The organism is Gardnerella sp. DNF01144 (genome assembly GCF_049244245.1).
Taxonomy (GTDB): domain Bacteria; phylum Actinomycetota; class Actinomycetes; order Actinomycetales; family Bifidobacteriaceae; genus Bifidobacterium; species Bifidobacterium piotii.
On record NZ_CP058390.1, the window covers coordinates 951,748 to 969,751 of the forward strand.

Consider the following 18,004-nt stretch of genomic DNA (forward strand, 5'->3'; position numbering starts at 1 on the left):
GCTGCTATACCATTCGCAACGACCTGCCTTTTTCGCTTAGAGCGTAGCGCGCTAATGCAAGTCGATTCGCTTTGTACCAAAATTGCAAAATGCTCAACGTCGTATAGTATTGAATCATGAGTTACGTATCTGAAAATTCTTTACACAATTCTGTGAATCTTGCCGCAACAGACTTATTTACTTTTAGCTACAAGCACATTATTAAGCCACACTTAGTGTTTAACATTCCGCCAGACGAAGCACACGACCGCATGATTGCATTTTGCAAAATAAGCGAACGAGTTCCTGGATTAATGTGGCTTTTGCGACAAATGATTGACTACACAGATCCAATTTTACAAACGCAAGTTATGGGAGTGGATTTTGCAAATCCATTTGGCTTAAGCGCAGGACTCGATAAAAACTGCGACTTGTGCACAGTTCTAGACAACGCTGGTTTTGGATTTGAAACAGTTGGCTCCACAACCGCTCGTCCATGTGCAGGAAACGCTAAGCCTTGGTATCATAGGCTTCCGCAATATGATTCGCTTCTTGTTCATGCAGGTCTTGCAAACGACGGCAGCGAATTTGTGATTCCTAGAGTAGAAAAAGCGTGGACGAATGCTAAAAGCATGCAAATTTCTGTAAGCATCGCGCGAACTAACGATAATCTTGTTGGTGATTTAGACGAAGGCATTGAAGATTATCGCATATCCATGGAGCGCGCAAGCGGCAAAAGCTCGATGATTGAGGTTAATATTTCTTGCCCAAACACTATGGCTGGCGAGCCTTTTAGCAATCCAGATGCTTTAGATAAGCTTTTTAGTGTTTTAGACAAAGTTAGCAGGCCTCAGCCAACTCTTGTAAAAATGCCTTTGAACTTAAAGGGCGGATGGCCTCAATTTAAGTCTTTGCTAGACGTTTTAAGCGAGCATAAGGTTGATGGCGTAAGCATTGCAAATTTGCGCAAGAATCGAGATGGGCTAGACATTCCTGCAGATTGGCAAGGTGGAATCTCGGGTTCTCCAACATTTGCCGCAAGCAACGATCTTATTAAGCGCACTAGAAGCGAGTTTGGGTCTCGCTTTGCAATTGCTGGAATCGGCGGAGTATTTACCGCTGAACAAGCGTATCAAAAGATTAGAAACGGCGCCGACTTAGTTATGTTCGTTTCTTCTCTTATGTACAGAGGCCCTCAACAAATTACAACGCTAAAGCGCGGTCTTGCAAAAATACTTAGAAAAGACGGCTTTAATAGTGTTAAAGATGCTGTTGGAGTAGACGCGCTCTAGGCGACGAGTCACACTAGCAACAACACACACTAGCGACCACACGCTAGCGACCATACGCTAGCGAGTTCCGCCAGAATACGAGCTGGAGGTATCTCCACTGCTGGCGTTACCAGAATATTGGTCTTGCCTTCCGTCGCCCGTTGCGTAGCGTCCGTTTGTAGTTGCATCTTGTTGCGAGTTTTGATCACCTTGCGAATCCTGAGAGCCTTGCGCACTCTGGTCGCTTTGCGAATCCTGGCTTTGCTCTTGAGCTGCCTGTCTGCGCGCTTCTTCTTCTCTATCACGCTGCTGTTGCAACTCATACTGCCTGCGCATCTGCTCGCTAGTCAACGGCATTTTTCCGCCAGCCATATACTTTGGATCTGGTTTTCCGTAATCGTTATCCATAGGCGTGTTAGATGCCTTTAGGTACGTATCCATAAACTTTTTCCAAGCAGGCATAGCAATGTAGGTACCATACCATGTGCTGTGGTAGACGCCATTAATGCGCATGTTGTTAAAGCTCTTTTGAACTTCCGCATTTCCAACCGCAATAAACGCAGACACCTTATTTGGCACAAATCCAGCTGTTGCCATGTAAAAGTCTTCGTTAGTACCAGTTTTAGTAAACGTTTTTCGCCCACCTTCTAGCTGAGCCATATGCGCAACACCAGTTGGCTGAACAACGCCTTGATTAATAGCGTATGCTGCCGTTTGAGCAACCTTCTTTGGTATTGCTTGATGGCAATTAGCGCTAGGAACACGCAAACGCTTACCATTCTTGTCTACTACGCGCTTAATGGCTATAGGATCGCACTGAACGCCATTAGCTGCGATTGTTGCATAAACATTTGCCATTGTAAGCGGCGAAGCTTGCACAGCACCAATCAACATAGGAGGATTGAACGAGTTCTTAGAGAACACATCTTCTTGACCCAGTGGCGAATTGTGATACCCCAACGTTTTAGCTGCCTCCGCAACAGCACAAAGCTTAAGCTGGGTTCCCATTGCTGCCTGAATAGTGTTATGAGAATGAACAAGACCCATTAAAGGTGTTTCTGGGCTAACACTACCGCCACCAGAGTTTTGAACAGACCAGCGACCAATTCCACGATACCTTGCGCAAGAAAAATCAGTGTTGTTATAAAGCATGCTTGTTCTTAGAGGCTGATTAATCGACTTTCCAGCAAGCAACCAAGCAACAATGTTAATTGGCTTCCACGTAGAACCAATCTGCCAGCCTAAGCCTCCGCCGTCTCGCTCGTCTACAGCGTAGTTAATCGCAGTGTGCGTAGGGTCTGATTTTGCTGCATCTGTAGCATCGTAAATACGGTTGCTTCCAAATCCAAGTACTTCTCCAGTTCCAGGTTTAATAGCAGCAATCGAAACTTCAAAACCGCTTGGATCGTGTATTGGAACAGTAGCCCTAGCTGTATCCATTGCAGAAGAGTTTGCAAGAATATCCATTGTTGTGTAAATGTCTAATCCGCCTTCGTTAAGAAGCTTTTGACGCGCAACAGTGGTTTTACCAAACTCGCGTGAATTCAAGATTTTCTTAGTAACATAATCGCAAAAGAATGCAGCATCTCCAGCAGCTTGGCATCCAACATTTGCAACTTCGTGCTGAATATTAAGTGTATCTTTAATTGGAATTTTTACAGCATCATCATGTTCTTTTTGGGTTATAAAATTCTGCCTAAGCATTAAATCAAGAACAATATTCCTCTGCTTTTGAGATTCTGGCCAATTTTCTTCTATAGAAGGATCATACCTAGAAGGATTTTTTGTAATTGATGCAATCGTTGCAGACTGAACAAGATTAAGCTTTGCTGCCGTAGTATTAAAGTAGCGTTTTGCAGCAGTTTCTACACCATAAAGGTTATTACTACCGAATTGTGCAACGTTTAAGTAACCTTGTAGAATCTCTAGCTTTGAGTATTTTTTCTCCATTTGAATTGCGATTAGCATTTCTCGCAATTTTCTGGCAACAGTACTTTCTGCAGCGTGATATTCCGATATAGGATCGTTATCTTCCCTAGCTTTAATCATAAGAACGTTTTTAACGTACTGCTGCGTTAAGGAAGATCCACCTTGCATATCTGACTTTTTAATAAACGTTTGCACAAACGCACGCATAACGCCTTGAACATCTACGCCAGAATGTTCAAAGAATCGTCGATCTTCTCGAGCAACCATTGCTTGTTGCATGTATTGCGATATTCGCCTAAGCGGCACAACAGTGCGGTTTTGAGCATAAAAAGTGGCAATAACAGTTTTGCCATCGGAAGCGTATAATCGCGATTTTTGCGGCAATGCAGTAACGTCAAAATCAATGCCATCTACCCTAAGAGAAGGCACAACAGACTTAACAACGCTGTTTATGCTCATTACCCCTGGAACAAATAGAATACTAGAAGCCACACCACCTGCAACACACAAAGTGATGTACGTAAGAAACAGTGCGAGTACTCTACGAGTTGTTAGGGATTTCTTTTTAGGCATGCGTACTATTCTAGAGGCTTGCCTCTACGTTGCGGCACGCAAAAATCGCAATTTATAAGATTTGCGCTATTTGCGCGATTTATCTTTCTGCTCTGCGAATCAACATTCCAGGCTCGTAAATAATAATCGACCTTCCGTGCCTTTTAATCCAACCTCTTTGCGCAAAATCCATCAACGCTTTATTAACTGTTTCTCTAGAAGATCCAACCAATTGCGCAAGCTCTTCTTGAGTTAAATCGTGAGGAACAAGCACGCCTTCTCTAACAGGCTCTCCAAATCTAGAAGCAAGATTCAAAAGCGTTTTAGCTAATCTTGCTGGAACGTCCATAAAAACAAGATCAGAAATATGCTCGTTATTTGCCCTTAAACGCGCTGCCAAAACTTGAAGCATGTCTACAGCAACTCTAGGATGGTGACCTAACCAGTTAAAAAGTACTTCGTTTTCTAGCCACAGCACGCGAGTTTTATCTGTAATAGCAATCGCAGATGCCGTGCGCGGCCCACCATACGGGTCAAAAACAGGAATCTCCCCAAGAATTTCTCCATGTGTGTGAATGCTAAGCAATTGCACACGATTATCTCTAGAATGACGAACTAGCTTAACGCGGCCGCGCTCCAAAAGATACATGCGGCGATCCGTATCTCCTTCGTTAAAAATCGCCTGCCCCTTAGAAAAAACCGACTCATGCAAGTGTTCTAGCAGCTCCCTCGCTTGGTCTAGCGGCACTTGCTTAAATAACGCTGTATGCGTTAACGGAAGGTCTTCCACGTAGGGCTTATCTGGCTTTACTATTACCACAATCAGCCTCCAATGTGTTTTAAAAATATTCTACGAAATACCCATGGCATCTAAACACCACGCGTTTTCGTAACAAACTTCTTCCCACTTTTTATACCTGCCAGAGCCTCCGCCGTGGCCGCCTTCTGTTTCAATGCGCGCAATAGCATCCGCTCCAGCCGCCTGCAATCGCGCAAGCCACTTAAGCGGCTCCGTAACAAGAACGCGAGTGTCGTTAATCGAAGACGTTATAAGAATTTTTGGAAACTCTCCCTGCTCAATACGCTCAGGCACATTCTCGTAAGGCGTGTAAGACTTTAGATACACGTAATCTTGCGCATTGTGCAACGGGTCTCCCCACTCGTCCCACTCGGTAACAGTAAGAGGCAGTGAGTCGTCTAGCATAGACGTAAGCGCGTCTACAAAAGGAACATCCGCTTCGATTCCTGCGTAGCATTGCGGAGCCATATTTGCCACAGCTCCCATAAGAAGCCCGCCTGCAGAACCGCCATTTGCAACAGTATGATTTGCATCAGCATACCCTGCTTGTTGCAAAGCGCGCGTAACATCTACAAAATCCTCAAAAGTGTGTTTTTTGTTGCGACGCCTGCCATTCTCATACCACGCGCGACCCATTTCTCCACCGCCTCGCACATGAACTTGAGCAAAAAGCACGCCTCTGTCTAGCATGCTTAAACGCGCAACAGAAAAATACGGATCGCTGCTAATCTCGTACGCTCCGTAAGCGGTTATAAACATTGCATTAGTTTTTGCAACAGCGTCTTTTTTCCAAACTAGCGAAACTGGCACGCTCTCGCCATCTCGAACTTTAACCCACACTCGTTTTTCTGCGTAGTCGTTTTCGTTAAAATCGCCTAAAATTTTTCCGCGCTTAAGCAAAACGCTTTTACCTGTTGCTGGGTCTAGTTCTTTTAACGCTCCAAGAGTTGCGTAACTTGAGCAAGAATAACGTATTTTTGGCGCTTCATAACACGGATTTCCCGTTGCAACAATAAGGCTGATTCGACTATTTTTTGCTTGTTCAAGACTTATTTTAGATAATTCTTTGCGAGCGCTTGTGGAACGGAAGCTTGCGACTTTTGCGCAAGAATCGCTAGCCTCCAACGAATCGTTAAGATCCAAAGAATCGCAAGAAACCGCGCAATCGCAAGAATTTCCTACAAACCCATCTTCTTTTACAAGACGGAATCTCCATGGACAGCCAGTCTTAAAATCTTCAACGGCATTGCTTTTAGTCATAACTGCCAATTGAGGCAAGCCATTCGCGCGGAAAGAAAGAGCAACGTAGTTTTTATAAACGCTTAAACCATCCACGCTTAAGCCGCGTAATCCTTGCAAAATCTTAGGATTTTGGCTGTTGTAATATGGCGCACTAATGGCTTTTTTGCTCGCGCCTTTTTCTATTAAATCACCATTTTGGCATCCGTATGGAGACCCTTGCGCAATGCAATAACCTTCGCCAATGTTAAATGGCATTGAATCTGCAGAGTATTTTCGCAAATCTATAACATCAATTTGAAAATTAGGATTTTTAAGATTGTGGCTTACAAACATTAGTGGAATGTCTTTGCCATCTTGACCAGCATTTTCAAAGCACGCAAACGAAACGTCGTATTCTACGTTTTCTATAGGCTTAAGCACCATTCTAAAATCGCCTTCTGGTGTGCTTAGAGGCAACATTAACACGCGTGAAGTGGTTTTAGAGCTGCTGTTTATAATAACGCTTCGCTCGTCGAAGCTTTCGTACACGCTAACAAAAAAGCGTTCGTCTAAATCTTCAAAAACTTTAACGTCATTTTCTACACTTGTTCCAACCTTATGCCTAAACACTTGGTATGGCCTCCAAGCACTATCTAAAGTTACGTAGAAAACCCATTTTCCATCTGGTGTTAAAAGCGCAGAAGATATGCCTTTTATGCAATCCGAAAGTGTTACAAAACTATTGTTATAGCGAGTGATGTAATCGGCACTTTCGCTACCATTTTCTTCTATATTTTCGCCATTTTTGCAATCAAAATCGCCACTTTTATCCGCGCAAAAATCGCGAATATAAAAGTCAAATCTTTCATCGCCCTTAGAATCAACTCCAAACAGCATTCGCTTACCGTCTAAGCTAATATCCATTCCGCCAAGCTGAAAGAATCCGCCATTAAAACGGTTAGCTTCTATATTTGCGTCAAAAATAACCTCTTCGCATGGCGTTTGACCAGCATGAGCGCGCTCATCTATAACAGGTGGATTCCAATCATCTTCGCTCTTAATTTTCATACGGCATTGAACGCCATATTGTTTGCCTTCTTCGGTTCTAACGTAATACCAATAGCCATCCATGCGAGTTGGAACCGACATATCTGTTTCTTGAACACGACTTTTTAGCTCGCTAAACAAATGTTTACGTAAAGACTCTAAACTAGAAACGCGTTTGTTAGTGTACTCATTTTGAGCATCAATATACTCGCGCAACTCCTTGGATTTAGTGTTACTCATCCACGCATATTCGTCTACAAACACATCGTTGTGGAACTTACGAACGTAGTCAACTCGTTTTGCAAGAAGTGGCTTTTTAGCAGTATTAAAATCACCAACTTTTAGCGAATTATCTTCCATTTATAACCTTTACAATCTTTATGATCTTTACAACACTTACAACACTTAAAATATTTACAACACTTAGAACACTTAAAATCAGTCTTTGATTAAAATCATTCTTTGCAATTAACAGAATCCATAATAAACGGAATCATAATATCTTCTAGCAAATTGCCATTTTGAGCAGCAAAGAATGGAACACCTTCAAAAGTACCAGCTGCACCCTTAGCTTCAACAAAAATATCATTGCAAGTTTTAGCAACTCTAGAAGATGCAAGAGTCACACCAAAATTCTTAGACATGCTTCGCCTAAAATCAACCAAAGTTGCGTCTTTTTTAAGCTGACGTATGCCAACAGCAAGAACGCGATTTGGGAATTTTTCAATGATTTTTGCATAAGTCGAAGGGTCTTTTTGACCGTCATCTCCAATAAGAACAAATCGCATGTCTGGAAAATCATCCATAAGCTGTTGAGCAAACTCAAGCTTGTGCTGTGGTCCAGTTGGAACAAAAGTCTTAGGACGCGGGTCTAAATCCCTAAGAAGAAGAGGCCCCGCAGGAAAACCTTCGCGCAAAATAAAGTGTCGGATTGAAGCTTCCACATTCCAAGGAGAAGTGGAAAGGTAGAAGAAAGGAGTGCTAGGAATTGAATCCTTAATACGCTTAAAAAAGTGACTCATTCCATCAACAGCATGCCTATGCTCTGGATTCATAATAAGCAAATTGTAAGCAGCTCTAAGAGGCGAAGGCGCTTGAGTGACCATAATGGTATCGTCAACGTCGGAAATAATACCTAAAGGCGTTTGCTCCGATATAACAAACATGCTTGCTTCAACAGGATTGCGATTATCAACCTTGTACGAAACCTTGTGTTCGCCTGGCAAAAGCGACCTTTCGGTAACCAAATCCAAGTAACCCGAACAATCCGAAACGCAATATTCTGCGCTGCTGTTATACGCAGAATCTGGCTTATCGTAAACAGAAGAATCGCCAACCTGCGCCCATTCAACAGCAACGTTATCAATACTTAGAGCAACCTTAACACGAATTGCAGGAACAACAAGCATCGCGTAAATACCGCGCTTTAACGCGGAATGATGTCCATTTTTAGGCGCTAGAACAGTTCGGCAAATCAAGCGCGCGTAGCGATCGGTACCGTAACCAATGTATGGCTCAACGCTAGGAAACCAGCCAAAATTCCGAGCGATTTTGCCACTTATGCGCACCCAAAGTCCAAAGCTAGACGTTGCGAACTTTCTAGCAAATTGAACAATCGGAGGTTTTTTATCTAAGCGCTCTTCGCTAGAAGGAGCATCGAACAGCGTTTCTGTAACACGAACCTGAATCGGAGTGCTACTAACTCTTCTAGCTGCAGCAGGCAAATCGCCCTTCAAATTCGGTGCTTTATTAGCGAACTGGTCCATCTGGTTGTTCTCCAACAACTTCCACAACGGTTCCGCGAGGGCAGTTTTCAAACACCCACTTTGCGTCCTGCTCATACATGTTTATGCATCCATGAGAACCGTACTTTGCAGGGTATCCTTGAGATATACCAACATTGTTCCAAAGAGCGGTGTGGAATGATATTCCGCCGTTAAAGTAGCTAACCCAAGTGATTCCGGGCAAGAAATACCTAGAGCCGTTTCGGTTAAATCCGCGCATATCTTGCACTCGGTAGCGCAAGTAAATAAAGTACGTTCCGTTTGGCGTTTCGTAATAACCATTTGAGCCACTGCAAACTGGGAATGTTTTAAGAAGCTGATCATCTTTGTAAACGCTTATTGTTTGGTTTGACTTGTTAACAACAACGCGCATGTCAACAGTCTTTTTTTCGATTCCAAATTTAACAACATTTGTTGGAACACTAAGCTTTGCATCTGCCGACTTTTCTACAGCTTGAACAACCTTGTTTGCAAAGTCTTTAGAATACTTAACTTCTATGCCATTTGCACCCTTAAGCGTTGTTAATATAAACTTTCCTTGCTTGTTGTACGTATCTTCTTGGTCTACTTTTTGTTGATTAAGATTTTTAGCAAGCTCTTTAGAAAGCCATGCGTCGGCAGCAGACGAATCAACCTTGTACGAAATCTTCTTTTTTGCACAATCTGCATCAATCTTAATCCAAGATGCTAAAACAGCCTTTGAAAGCGTAAAATCTTTTGAATCGCCATTGTCTAACGTAATTTTTTTAGATATCAAATTATTGAGTTGATCAACAGTTTTCTGCGCTACATCACGTTTAATTGGAGCTTCTACCTTACGAGAGCCAACCGTAACTTTTACTGTTTTACCAGGATTTTCTAGAACACGCTTAATAGCCTCGCGAACTGGCAAAGTTATGATTGTACGCCCTGGAACACCATCTTCTACAACATAAGAGTTAGAAGAAGAATCGAACTTAGCAGTATAAGGCATTGCCCTATCTTTTTCGCTAACAAACTTTTTAACAATGTACGCGTCCATGCTTTCGTTGTCTAGCTTGGCTTTAAGTCCAACGTTTTCTTGCAACCAAGGCATAAGCATTGTAAACACATTATTGTGCTTTGCGCGCATAATGTTTTGCACAGTTGCACTTTTATCTACGCTTACCGATAAGTCTTTAAGCGTTTCAACAGAGCTTTTTCCAGAATCGTCTTTAATCTCAATCTTTGTGTTTTCAATCGCCCTATTTACAGCATCTGTGACTTTTTCAACTTGAGCGCCCGAAACTTCACTGCTGCCAGCAAAATGCACTCCAGGAGCAACACGGTCACGGAAGTATGCTTGCGACCCTACAAAAGCCGCAACTACAAGTATCAAGAAAATAATAAACGAGTAAAGCAATACAAGCGCTGACTTATTTCCTTTAACACGTTTTTTCGATACTTCAAATTGTTCAGTATCGTCGGATTCAAAAACGCTCATATTATTTTCTTGCGATTCAGACATAACCTTAAACCCCTGCTAGTTCTACGCGCAAACGCACATTGTAAGTCTATCACTTGCTTAGCATATAAAAATCATATAAATGGCACTAACTAAGCAAACATGCCAGCGTCAAAATGTAGTTAAACGCATAATCAAGCTCATAATCAACGCGCTAATCAAATGCAGCAATCAAGCGCTTAATCAGACGCAGCAACGCGCGAAATAACGTAATAAGTGATGAAAATGTAAAGAAATAATCAAATTTTATAAATATTGTCAAAATAATGTCCATATCTTAAAGATGTGTGCAAGAATAATAAATATGCCAGATATGCCAATTCAAGCAACAATTGCGTTAATGGTGATTGTTTTTGCGCTAGTTTTTGCGCCATTCGTCATCATGATAGTTACGCGTACCCTGAAGAAGCATCATTTAGCAGAAAAACTGGCAGAAAGGCATGGAGACAGCGTTCACTACGCTTTTATACTAAATCCTTCTAAACCGCAAGCCGAAGAATACCGAAAAAGCATTAAAGATTACTGTGCTTCTAACGATTTTACGTACGAAATAATAGATACGCAGCTTAATAAAGACGGGCGCGAATGCGCGCTAGAAGCTTTGAAAAATGGCGCAAATGTTGTTGTTGCTGTTGGCGGAGATGGCACTGTTAGAACGGTTGCGAGCGCAGTTAGCGGAACAAACCACGCAATGGGAATAATTCCAATTGGAACGGGAAACTTGTTTGCGCGAAACATGGGGATTCCTGTAGACGATGTTCAAGCCGCGCTAAAAGTGGCAACTAGCCATGGATCTAGGTTTGTTGACGTTGGTCGCGTTTTTATACTCGATAAACCGTACGAAGACCACGGTCACGCGTTTTTGATTATTGCGGGAATCGGATTCGACGCGCTTATGATAGACGACACTAATCCAGCGCTTAAAAAGAATATAAGCTGGCTTGCGTACTTTGTTGCAGGCGTTAAGCACTTGTTTGCGCCAAAATACCGCGGAGACGTTACTTTTACGCGCAAAGATGGAACGGATTACACATCTAGTGCAATATCTTTCCGCACGCTTATGGCTGGAAATTGCGGCCAGATTCCAATGTTTTCACTTATGCCAGATGCTGCTTACGACGATGGCATACTCGACTTTGAGATTATTGACACTTCTGGCGGATTAATTGGATGGGCTAACTTGTTTGGAGATGTTGTGCACCAAACCGTTACAGGAAAAGCGCAACAAAGCCCACTTTCTACAAACTCCAAGATTGACCAATCGCAAGGTGTTGAAGCCGAAGTTAAGCTAGAACGGCCTGCTCCCGTGCAGGTTGATGGAGATATTTTGGGATACACAAAACACTTGCGTTTTAGTGTAGATAAACGAGCATTATGCGTGCGCGTGCCACAGAGTTTGCAATCTTCTTTAACCCAAAATACCGCCGTTTAGTCTACGATTTCAGCCGTTTAAGATATACGCAATTGTTCAAGCATGTAAGAGGGCTATAGATTTCTATACGAGCAATAAAAGAGGAGCGAAGCGACGGGACTTGCGAGGAGAGAAATCTGCAGCCCTCGCGCAACAGTAAACAGAAAAATACATTAGAAAATACCGCCGCCGTGGCAAAATAAAAAATTATGGTAGCAAAAAATGCGGGAATGCCCGCCACCCCAGAAGATCTAGTAGACGTTGACGCTTTGATTGGCGCTTACTACGATGAAGTTCCAAATTCCGATATTCCAGAACAGCGCGTTATTTTCGGCACGTCTGGTCATCGTGGTTCTGCTTTGAAAACTTCGTTTAACGAAGCTCACATTGTTGCAATCACACAAGCCATTGCAGAATATCGCAAGAGCGCTGGCGTAACTGGCCCACTTTATATTGGTCGAGATACGCACGCTCTTTCTGAGCCTGCTCAAAAAACTGCTATTGAGGTTTTGGTTGCTAACGGCGTTCACGTTCGTGTGGACTCGCGCGGCGACTTTGTTCCAACACCTGTTGTGTCGCAAGCTATTTTGACGCATAATCGCGCAGCAGATGGCACTCAGCGTTTTAGCGGAGATGGCTTGGCTGATGGTATTGTTGTAACCCCTTCGCACAATCCTCCAACCGACGGTGGTTTTAAGTACGATCCTGTAACCGGCGGCCCTGCCCCAGCAGACGTAACTAATGCGATTGCAAACCGCGCAAACGAATTGCTCGACAATTACAAGTCCATTAAGCGCGTGCCTTTCGAGGAAGCAATCAAGTCTGATTTGGTTGAAGGCTTCGATTACCGCGAACACTACGTTAGCGATTTGGCAAACGTTATTGACTTCGATGTAATTCGCTCTAGCGGTGTGCGCTTGGGAATTGACCCACTCGGCGGCGCAAGCGTAAACTACTGGCCACTTATGAACGAAAAGTACGGCTTAAACATTGGCGTTGTGCGCCCAGATGTTGACCCAACTTGGCGATTCATGACAATCGACCACGATGGCAAGATTCGTATGGATCCAAGCTCCCCTTACGCAATGAAGGGCTTAGTTGATCAGCTTAACGCTGGCGCTTGGGATAAGTACGATCTGGTTGGTGGCACCGATCCAGATGCCGACCGACACGGTATTGTGTGCCCTAACTGGGGTGTTATGAACCCGAACCACTACATTGCAGTGTGCGTGGAATACTTGTTCGGCGGCGCTCGTCCAGATTGGCCAAAGAATACTGCAATCGGCAAGACGCTTGTGTCTTCTTCTTTGATTGACCGCGTAGCTGCTTCTATTAACGCAAAGCTTGTGGAAGTTCCTGTTGGCTTTAAGTGGTTTGTTGACCCACTCTTTAGTGGCGAAGTTGCTTTCGGCGGCGAGGAAAGCTCTGGCATGAGCTTCTTGCGCAAGGATGGCCGCGTGTGGACCACCGATAAAGATGGTTTGATTCCTGATTTGCTCGCTGCAGAAATCACTGCAAAGACTGGCAAGAATCCTGCTCAGCTTCATCAAGACCAGGTTGCTCGCTTTGGCGAAAGCTGGTACAAGCGCGTAGATACTCCAACCACTCTTGAGCAAAAGCAAAAGTTTGCAGCTCTTAGCGGCAACGACGTTGAAGCGACTAAGCTTGCTGGCGAAGATATTACAGCAAAGCTCACTGAGGCTCCTGGAAACGGCGCTAAGATTGGCGGCTTGAAGGTTACAACTAAGAACAATTGGTTCGCTGCTCGCCCATCTGGTACCGAGAACATTTACAAGGTTTATGCTGAGTCCTTCGTTTCTCCAGAAGCGCTTGACAAGGTGCTTGAGGAAGCTACTGCTGTAGTAGACAAGGCTTTAGCGTAACGCTTAATTGCGATTAGTTAAAATCAACTTCTGTTAATCGAAGTTGATTTACGATTAGTCGAAGTTAACAGCTTCTATATGCGCTGGTTGCTGATGCTGCCAGCGCATTTTTTGAAAGGTTTTGCAATGATTGTTGTTTCTACAGACGGATCTGCTCTAGGAAATCCAAATGGATCAATGGGCTGGGCTTGGGCAGACCACATAGACGAAGCGGGCAACGCTCACGAGCACAATCACGCTGGTAACGCGGATGCAGGCGGAGCTACTAACGGCACGAATCAAATAGGCGAATTATGCGCAGTTCTAGAAGCTTTGCGAGCGCATCCTGGAAGCGAACCTTTAACAATCGAAAGCGACTCGCAATATGCAATTAATTGTGCAACAACTTGGATTCATGGTTGGAAAAAGAACGGTTGGAAGAACTCCAAAAAAGAGCCTGTAAAAAATGCAGAACTTATTCGCGCAATCGATTCGGAGATTTGCAAGCGCAAAGGCTCCGTTAAGTTTGTTTGGGTTAAGGGACACGCTGGAAACGCTGGAAACGAGAAAGTTGACGAGCTTGCTAGAACTTATGCCGAAGATTGCCGCAGCAAATTGAAGGATGGATATTTGCCACTAGAAGGGTGGAAATCGTTGATTTCTTCCTCATATTCAGATGGCGTTGACGTTCCGCAAGATGCAAAAATGCTATTGGATGGAAAAATTTCTAGTAGCGAATACCACATTGGCAGATGCGTTGGAGAAGATATTAATCCTGATTTTAATGGCGATAATACGCGTGAAACAAGCCGTGAAACAGAGCGTGAAACATTTAGCGATGCCACTAAATACGCAAATAACAATGCTGCTTGCGACTCATCTACGCAAATCATTAATACAAATGACGAATCGAAAGCCATAGAAGAATCAAAAGACGCAGACGAATCGCATGAAAATAACGAATCCCAAAATAACGAATCACAAAATAAATCAGAGCAAAAATATAAAGCAGTTCCAGGATTGCGCGTATGCGGAACATTGCAATTTACGCCTGCTCCAAACACAAGCCCAAGTTTTAACGGAAATCCACGCTTTATAACAGGCACAATACAGTTAAGCGGATACGTTATGCCAGATGGCACTTTTAACCTAGAACCAACCGAATTTTATATTCAAACAAACGCAAACAAATGCGAAAAATAACAGAACAAAAATCTTAAAGCAGACTAATATGTAATATGTATGGAACAGATGCGATTAGCAATCGCTAAAAATCGCACATAATCGCGCAAAATAGCGTGGTAACAACCTGCCAAAAGCAAGAAAGTAGGCACAAATGGATAAAGCACAACAAGACGCGCTAAAGAAAGCAGCTGGCATTGAGGCCGCAAAAATCGTACAAAATGGCATGATGGTTGGTCTTGGAACCGGCTCTACAGTGCGATTCTTAGTAGACGAGCTTGGCCGCAGAGTTAAGGAAGAAGGCTTAAGCTTTACTGGAGTTACAACTTCTCGCCGCACTCAAGAGCAGGCAGAAGGCTACGGCATTAAGATTCTTGACATTAACGATGTTGACCATATTGACGTTACGATTGACGGATCAGACGAAGTTGATAAGAACTTTAACGGCATTAAGGGCGGCGGCGCAGCTCTTCTTTGGGAAAAGATTGTTGCAATCAACTCCGATCGCATTGTGTGGATTGTAGACGCAAGCAAGGTAGTTGACACAATCGGCAAGTTCCCACTGCCTGTTGAGGTAATTCCATTTGGATCTGCTCAAGTGATTCGTAAGTTCGAGAAGCGCGGATACAAGCCAGTTTTGCGACTTGATGCAAATGGCAAAGAAGTACGCACAGACGAGAACAACTTTGTAGTTGACTTGCATTTGGAGCGCATTGACCACCCACAAGAGCTTGCTAAAGACTTGATTGAAACTGTTGGCGTTGTTGAGCACGGCCTGTTCTTGAACATGGTTGATACTGTGATTGTTGGAGATCCAAACGGCCCTCGCACTCTTACAAACCCAAATAAGTAAGCAGCAGTCTACATAATCTAATATTTAACCAATCATTTCCCGAGAGTGTGCGTAAAATCCACTGTTTTACGTACATTTTCGGGAAATTTTTTACATTCTTCAATCAGGGTAATTTTCAATCGTAATAAAAAAAGCGCTGGAAAATCCAACGCTTTCAAAAGTGTTACGTGCCCAAACGGGCAGGCGCGCCAAACAGCATTACTTACGCTGATGACGAGTCTTACGCAGCAGTTTGCGGTGCTTCTTCTTGCTCATCCGCTTGCGGCGCTTCTTGATGACAGAACCCATCTGAAGCCTCCATTCATATGTAAAGTGTGCAACTTGCCTAATGTTACACCGTTTTGACGACTTTGGAAAATCCTAAAGCAAAGTTTTACAAAAACACATGCAAAACATGCGCAAAACCATACGTTAAACACATACAAAACACATGCAAAACAGCTTATATTTTGCAAAGTTTACATTGGAAATTGCTTATAGAATCTTTCAACAGATTGCTTTGATCCGGTTAACTCAAACACAGCTGTGTCGTTTTGCCAAATGGCACTAGCTTTAGCTTTATTGCCCGACTCAGTCTTTAACACATAGCTGCCAGTGGTTTTTCCAGAAACTTGAATTTTTCCAGAAGCAACATCTACCCCACTTAATCCATCTAGCAAAAGCTCATATTGCTTATTCGCTAGGTCGCGACTGCTCCATTGAGCAACAACAAGCGAAACATCACTTCCAGATTCTCCAGTTGAATACTTAACTGTGTATTCTTCTAAAGGAGAAGCCGAAGACCATTTTGCGCTAGCAGAAGCATCAACACGCGCAAAATCAAGAACAGTATCTGGCATAGCTTTTAACAGCGCAGTAGACGTGCTAGGCAAATCTTTAGCCTTAATAGATGGCGTTTTTGCAGAAGGCACTTGCGTTTTAGCGGGTTGCGTATTTTGCTGGTGATTTAACGCCCAACCTGGCCAAACAAACGCGGAAACAATTGCCAAAACAACAACTATTAATGCAACAATAAGCACTTTTCGTAAATTGTTATGAGACGCAGAAAATCCTTGCGAAGAAGTAGAAGAATTATTTGTATAAGAATTCATTTTTTACCCCACATAACACTGTTAAACATACTTGGATTATCTCACAAAAGTATGACGGCAAAATGTCTATAAATGCAGCTAGCGTCAAATCATGGCTGCAAAATCTTCTACTTATTACTTGTGCTCCGAATGTGGTTGGAGTGGGTCAAAATGGTACGGCCGCTGCCCAGAATGCGGCGAATGGGGTACGCTAAGCGAGTTTAGCGAGCCAAAGTTGCAAAGTGGCGTTTCTAAAGCTTTAAGATCGTCTAGAAATTCAAGAAGCGCAAAAACAAACGCGATTGCCGCATTAAACATCGATTCCAGCGTAGACGCACAGCCGATTAGCAGCATTCAAGCAGATAATGGAATTAGAATACACACGGGATTTAGCGAATTTGACCGCGTTTTAGGCGGAGGCCTTGTTCCAGGGTCCGTAACGCTTATAGCAGGCGAGCCAGGAATCGGAAAGTCTACTCTGCTTTTAGAAACCGCTGGAAAAGTAGCTAAAAATGGCGGCAAATCCAAAGAAAGCATAGTCCTATACATTTCTGGCGAAGAATCAAAGTCGCAAGTAAAATTGCGCGCATCACGCATAAACGCTATAAGTCAAAATCTTCTTCTTGCTTCTACAACAGACTTAAACACAGCTTTAGCATTAATCGAAAAGTATAAGCCAACACTTGCAATTGTTGATTCAGCACAAACTATTGTTTCTAGCGATGTTGATGGCATTACAGGAGGCTCCACTCAAGTTAGAGAAGTAGCTAGCGCGCTTATTGACGTTGCTAAAACTTGTAATATTCCAGTGCTTTTAGTTGGTCACGTTACAAAAGACGGCTCGATTGCAGGTCCGCGCACGCTTGAACATCTTGTAGACACAGTTTGCCAATTTGAAGGAGATAGTCAAACGGCATTGCGCATGCTTCGCGCTGTTAAAAATCGTTTTGGACCTACAGACGAAGTTGGATGCTTCGATATGAGCGGATGCGGCATTGAGGAAGTTCTGGACCCTTCTGGCCTGTTTTTGTCTTCTAACGAGGATTGCAAAAACGAAGGCACATGCGTAACGCTTACTTTAGAGGGCAATCGAAGCCTTGCTATTGAGGTTCAAGCGCTTGTTACAGACTCTGTTCTGCCTGCTCCTAGACGTGCAGTTTCGGGAGTAGATACAAATAGAATCGCTATGCTTACAGCAGTTTTATATAGGCATGGCGGATTAAATCTTCTTGCTAAAGACATTTACGTTTCTACGATTGCTGGCGCTAAAGCAAAAGAGCCTTCTTGCGATTTAGCAATAGTGGCGTCCCTTGCAAGCGCTGCAAAAAATAAGCCAGTTTTACCTTTTACATGCGCAATTGGCGAGATTAGCTTGACTGGCCAAGTTCGATCGGCTTCTAGAATGGAAACTAGACTTAAAGAAGCTGCAAGAATTGGCTATAAACGTGCGATTGTTTGCCATTTGCAAAAAAAGATTCACGTTGCAGGAATTGATGTAGTTGAAGTAAATAATCTTAAAGAAGCGTTGAGCGCGCTGGGATTGTAGGAGATTAATGGAGAT

13 protein-coding genes are annotated in these 18,004 nt (G+C 43.3%); 6 read left to right on the forward strand and 7 right to left on the reverse strand.

All coding sequences use genetic code 11. The features are described 5' to 3' along the window. Window positions 1-116 precede the first annotated feature (116 nt). Window positions 117-1,271, forward strand: coding sequence for a quinone-dependent dihydroorotate dehydrogenase (locus HXT36_RS03820; RefSeq protein WP_421778605.1), 1,155 nt, complete (start codon window positions 117-119; stop codon window positions 1,269-1,271). Between the two features lie 57 nt (window positions 1,272-1,328). Here HXT36_RS03820 and HXT36_RS03825 read toward each other — a convergent pair whose 3' ends face one another. The 5 genes from HXT36_RS03825 to HXT36_RS03845 all read right to left on the reverse strand — a co-directional run bounded on the left by HXT36_RS03825 (window position 1,329) and on the right by HXT36_RS03845 (window position 10,068). Further along, a complete protein-coding gene (locus HXT36_RS03825) occupies window positions 1,329-3,752 on the reverse strand; it encodes a transglycosylase domain-containing protein (protein WP_421778606.1) in 2,424 nt (807 codons plus the stop codon). 79 nt (window positions 3,753-3,831) lie between these two features. After that, the gene (locus tag HXT36_RS03830) at window positions 3,832-4,551 is read right to left on the reverse strand and encodes a Crp/Fnr family transcriptional regulator (RefSeq protein WP_116285544.1); all 720 of its coding nucleotides are present in this window, start codon (window positions 4,549-4,551) and stop codon (window positions 3,832-3,834) included. Window positions 4,552-4,581: 30 nt separating this feature from the next. Further along, entirely contained in the window at window positions 4,582-7,158 is a 2,577-nt protein-coding gene (locus HXT36_RS03835; protein ID WP_421778607.1) for a S9 family peptidase, read from the reverse strand. 95 nt (window positions 7,159-7,253) lie between these two features. Continuing rightward, window positions 7,254-8,564 (reverse strand): App1 family protein, encoded by a 1,311-nt coding sequence (locus HXT36_RS03840; RefSeq protein WP_421778608.1) that lies wholly within the window; start codon window positions 8,562-8,564, stop codon window positions 7,254-7,256. Further along, on the reverse strand, window positions 8,548-10,068 hold the full coding sequence (locus HXT36_RS03845) for a L,D-transpeptidase (RefSeq protein ID WP_016782967.1): 1,521 nt from the start codon (window positions 10,066-10,068) through the stop codon (window positions 8,548-8,550). The genes HXT36_RS03840 and HXT36_RS03845 overlap by 17 nt, the downstream gene beginning before the upstream one ends. Window positions 10,069-10,369: 301 nt before the next feature. Between HXT36_RS03845 and HXT36_RS03850 the strand changes: the two genes are divergently transcribed. From HXT36_RS03850 to rpiA, 4 genes are all read left to right on the forward strand, one after another. Continuing rightward, on the forward strand, window positions 10,370-11,497 hold the full coding sequence (locus tag HXT36_RS03850) for a diacylglycerol/lipid kinase family protein (protein ID WP_016635463.1): 1,128 nt from the start codon (window positions 10,370-10,372) through the stop codon (window positions 11,495-11,497). Between the two features lie 188 nt (window positions 11,498-11,685). Continuing rightward, window positions 11,686-13,359 carry a phosphoglucomutase (alpha-D-glucose-1,6-bisphosphate-dependent) gene (pgm, locus tag HXT36_RS03855; RefSeq protein ID WP_421778609.1) on the forward strand — a complete coding sequence of 558 codons (1,674 nt, stop codon included), beginning with the start codon at window positions 11,686-11,688 and terminating at the stop codon, window positions 13,357-13,359. A 78-nt stretch (window positions 13,360-13,437) separates the two neighbouring features. Then, window positions 13,438-14,541: a ribonuclease H family protein gene (locus tag HXT36_RS03860; protein ID WP_421778610.1), complete on the forward strand. Its 1,104-nt coding sequence runs from the start codon at window positions 13,438-13,440 to the stop codon at window positions 14,539-14,541. A 133-nt stretch (window positions 14,542-14,674) separates the two neighbouring features. Further along, window positions 14,675-15,373, forward strand: coding sequence for a ribose-5-phosphate isomerase RpiA (gene rpiA, locus HXT36_RS03865; protein WP_004131725.1), 699 nt, complete (start codon window positions 14,675-14,677; stop codon window positions 15,371-15,373). A gap of 198 nt (window positions 15,374-15,571) precedes the next feature. On the opposite strand, the gene HXT36_RS03870 is transcribed toward rpiA, so the two are convergent. Both HXT36_RS03870 and HXT36_RS03875 read right to left on the reverse strand, forming a co-directional pair. Continuing rightward, on the reverse strand, window positions 15,572-15,661 hold the full coding sequence (locus HXT36_RS03870) for a 30S ribosomal protein bS22 (protein WP_004268639.1): 90 nt from the start codon (window positions 15,659-15,661) through the stop codon (window positions 15,572-15,574). A gap of 170 nt (window positions 15,662-15,831) precedes the next feature. Further along, window positions 15,832-16,464 (reverse strand): hypothetical protein, encoded by a 633-nt coding sequence (locus tag HXT36_RS03875; protein WP_032816110.1) that lies wholly within the window; start codon window positions 16,462-16,464, stop codon window positions 15,832-15,834. Window positions 16,465-16,555: 91 nt separating this feature from the next. Here HXT36_RS03875 and radA point away from each other — a divergent pair, with 91 nt between their 5' ends. Then, window positions 16,556-17,989, forward strand: a complete 1,434-nt coding sequence (radA, locus tag HXT36_RS03880) for a DNA repair protein RadA (RefSeq protein WP_421778611.1) — start codon at window positions 16,556-16,558, stop codon at window positions 17,987-17,989. Window positions 17,990-18,004 lie beyond the last annotated feature (15 nt).

What these genes read in the sequence shown, in the direction of transcription:
- HXT36_RS03845 (WP_016782967.1), bottom strand. Translation starts at nt 10,068, where the DNA reads ATGTCTGAATCGCAAGAAAATAATATGAGCGTTTTTGAATCCGACGAT.
- rpiA (WP_004131725.1), top strand. Translation starts at nt 14,675, where the DNA reads ATGGATAAAGCACAACAAGACGCGCTAAAGAAAGCAGCTGGCATTGAG.
- pgm (WP_421778609.1), top strand. Translation starts at nt 11,686, where the DNA reads ATGGTAGCAAAAAATGCGGGAATGCCCGCCACCCCAGAAGATCTAGTA.
- HXT36_RS03820 (WP_421778605.1), top strand. Translation starts at nt 117, where the DNA reads ATGAGTTACGTATCTGAAAATTCTTTACACAATTCTGTGAATCTTGCC.
- HXT36_RS03860 (WP_421778610.1), top strand. Translation starts at nt 13,438, where the DNA reads ATGCGCTGGTTGCTGATGCTGCCAGCGCATTTTTTGAAAGGTTTTGCA.
- HXT36_RS03825 (WP_421778606.1), bottom strand. Translation starts at nt 3,752, where the DNA reads ATGCCTAAAAAGAAATCCCTAACAACTCGTAGAGTACTCGCACTGTTT.
- HXT36_RS03835 (WP_421778607.1), bottom strand. Translation starts at nt 7,158, where the DNA reads ATGGAAGATAATTCGCTAAAAGTTGGTGATTTTAATACTGCTAAAAAG.
- HXT36_RS03850 (WP_016635463.1), top strand. Translation starts at nt 10,370, where the DNA reads ATGCCAGATATGCCAATTCAAGCAACAATTGCGTTAATGGTGATTGTT.
- HXT36_RS03870 (WP_004268639.1), bottom strand. Translation starts at nt 15,661, where the DNA reads ATGGGTTCTGTCATCAAGAAGCGCCGCAAGCGGATGAGCAAGAAGAAG.
- HXT36_RS03840 (WP_421778608.1), bottom strand. Translation starts at nt 8,564, where the DNA reads ATGGACCAGTTCGCTAATAAAGCACCGAATTTGAAGGGCGATTTGCCT.
- HXT36_RS03875 (WP_032816110.1), bottom strand. Translation starts at nt 16,464, where the DNA reads ATGAATTCTTATACAAATAATTCTTCTACTTCTTCGCAAGGATTTTCT.
- radA (WP_421778611.1), top strand. Translation starts at nt 16,556, where the DNA reads ATGGCTGCAAAATCTTCTACTTATTACTTGTGCTCCGAATGTGGTTGG.